The 3,214-nt window shown below is 49.2% G+C and carries 1 rRNA gene; it reads right to left on the reverse strand.

From position 1 onward, the window contains the following. Nucleotides 1–145: 145 nt before the first annotated feature. Nucleotides 146–3,038 (reverse strand): 23S ribosomal RNA (locus IAE20_RS16635). Between the last annotated feature and the right edge of the window lie 176 nt (nucleotides 3,039–3,214).

The following is a 3,214-nucleotide window of genomic DNA, read 5'->3' on the forward strand; positions in this document are numbered from 1 at the left end:
TCATGTATGCCTTACTTAACAACCAAAGAACGATTAACGGATTGGAATTGAGTCTATTTTAGCGTGTTCATTATATCTAGCATGTTCACTAAATCAAGATTTTGTATCGAATTTATCTTGAATACAACAACTGTTTGGGTGTTGTATAGTCAAGCCTCACGAGCAATTAGTATTGGTCAGCTTCACATATCACTATGCTTCCACATCCAACCTATCAACGTCCTAGTCTTGAACGGCTCTTTAGAGGACATAAAGTCCTAGGGAAATCTTATCTTGAGGTAGGCTTCCCGCTTAGATGCTTTCAGCGGTTATCCCTTCCGAACATAGCTACCCGGCGATGCGACTGGCGTCACAACCGGTACACCAGAGGTTCGTCCACTCTGGTCCTCTCGTACTAGGAGCAGATCCTCTCAAATTTCCAGCGCCCACGGTAGATAGGGACCGAACTGTCTCACGACGTTCTAAACCCAGCTCGCGTACCTCTTTAAATGGCGAACAGCCATACCCTTGGGACCTGCTTCAGCCCCAGGATGAGATGAGCCGACATCGAGGTGCCAAACACCGCCGTCGATATGAACTCTTGGGCGGTATCAGCCTGTTATCCCCAGAGTACCTTTTATCCGTTGAGCGATGGCCCTTCCATACAGAACCACCGGATCACTAAGACCTACTTTCGTACCTGCTCGACTTGTGGGTCTCGCAGTTAAGCGCGCTTTTGCCTTTATACTCTACGCGTGATTTCCGACCACGCTGAGCGCACCTTCGTACTCCTCCGTTACTCTTTAGGAGGAGACCGCCCCAGTCAAACTACCCACCAGACACGGTCCTCGTCCCGGATTACGGGACAGAGTTAGAACCTCAACATTACCAGGGTGGTATTTCAAGGATGGCTCCATTGGAACTGGCGTCCCAATTTCATAGCCTCCCACCTATCCTACACAAGTAAGGTCAAAGTTCAGTGTCAAGCTGCAGTAAAGGTTCACGGGGTCTTTCCGTCTAGCCGCGGGTACACTGCATCTTCACAGCGATTTCGATTTCACTGAGCCTCTGCTGGAGACAGCGCCGCCATCATTATGCCATTCGTGCAGGTCGGAACTTACCCGACAAGGAATTTCGCTACCTTAGGACCGTTATAGTTACGGCCGCCGTTTACTGGGGCTTCGATCAAGAGCTTCGCTTACGCTAACCCCATCAATTAACCTTCCAGCACCGGGCAGGCATCACACCCTATACGTCCACTTTCGTGTTTGCAGAGTGCTATGTTTTTAATAAACAGTTGCAGCGGCCTGGTTTCTGCGGCTGCCAAGCGCTCAGGGAGCAAGTCCCATCACCCTCAGCAGCGTACCTTCTCCCGAAGTTACGGTACCATTTTGCCTAGTTCCTTCAGCAGAGTTCTCTCAAGCGCCTTGGTCTACTCGACCTGACCACCTGTGTCGGTTTCGGGTACGATTCCTGTGTAACTATCGCTTAGAGACTTTTCCTGGAAGCAGGGTATCAGCCACTTCACTGTACAAGTACAGCTTGATATCGGATCTCAGTATAAAGTACCCCGGATTTGCCTAAGATACATACCTACATCCTTTCACCTGGACTACCAACGCCAGGCTGACTTAACCTTCTCCGTCCTCTCATCGCATTACACAGAAGTATTGGAATATTAACCAATTTCCCATCGACTACGCCTTTCGGCCTCGCCTTAGGGGTCGACTCACCCAGCCCCGATTAACGTTGGACTGGAACCCTTGGTCTTTCGGCGAACGGGTTTTTCACCCGTTTTGTCGTTACTCACGTCAGCATTCGCACTTCTGATACCTCCAGCATACTTCTCAATACACCTTCTTCGGCTTACAGAACGCTCCCCTACCACGTAACTTAAAGTTACATCCGCAGCTTCGGCACATAGTTTTAGCCCCGTTACATCTTCCGCGCAGGCCGACTCGACTAGTGAGCTATTACGCTTTCTTTAAAGGGTGGCTGCTTCTAAGCCAACCTCCTAGCTGTCTATGCCTTCCCACATCGTTTCCCACTTAACTATGATTTTGGGGCCTTAGCTGGCGGTCTGGATTGTTTTCCTCTTGACTACGGACGTTAGCACCCGCAGTCTGTCTCCCGGATAGTACTCATAGGTATTCGGAGTTTGCATCGGTTTGGTAAGTCGGGATGACCCCCTAGCCGAAACAGTGCTCTACCCCCTATGGTATTCGTCCGAGGCGCTACCTAAATAGCTTTCGGGGAGAACCAGCTATCACCAGGCTTGATTAGCCTTTCACCCCTATCCACAAGTCATCCCCTGGCTTTTCAACGACAGTGGGTTCGGTCCTCCAGTTAGTGTTACCCAACCTTCAACCTGCTCATGGATAGATCGCCTGGTTTCGGGTCTACACCCAGCAACTATACGCCCTATTAAGACTCGATTTCTCTACGGCTCCCCTATGCGGTTAACCTTGCTACTGAATGTAAGTCGCTGACCCATTATACAAAAGGTACGCAGTCACCGAACTTGTCGGCTCCCACTGCTTGTATGCATGCGGTTTCAGGATCTATTTCACTCCCCTCACAGGGGTTCTTTTCGCCTTTCCCTCACGGTACTGGTTCACTATCGGTCAGTCAGGAGTATTTAGCCTTGGAGGATGGTCCCCCCATGTTCAGACAAGGTTTCACGTGCCTCGCCCTACTCGTCATCATTACATATGCCCTTTCGTGTACGGGAATATCACCCTCTACGTTCGCACTTCCCAGAGCGTTCCACTAAAACATATGTAACTTAATGGGCTGATCCCCGTTCGCTCGCCGCTACTAAGGGAATCTCAATTGATTTCTTTTCCTAAGGGTACTGAGATGTTTCACTTCCCCTCGTTCGCCTTGCATAACTATGTATTCATTATGCAATACCTACCTTATGGTAGGTGGGTTCCCCCATTCAGACATCCCCGGATCAATGGATATTTGCCGCCTCCCCGGAGCTTTTCGCAGGCTATCACGTCTTTCTTCGCCTCTGACTGCCAAGGCATCCACCACATGCACTTAATTACTTGACTATACAACCCCAAACAGTCGTTAACCCTTACAAGTCAGGTTAAGACAGATCCTGATGCGCGTCTTATAACTCACATCTCTCTCTTACAGTTCGTTGTTTCGTGAATTTAATCACCATACAGCTTCAATCTAAATTCATATACCAAAACGCTTGATTCAGTTAATTTGCTAGTTCTCA

Source organism: Acinetobacter sp. S54 (assembly GCF_016624945.1).
Classification (GTDB): domain Bacteria; phylum Pseudomonadota; class Gammaproteobacteria; order Pseudomonadales; family Moraxellaceae; genus Acinetobacter.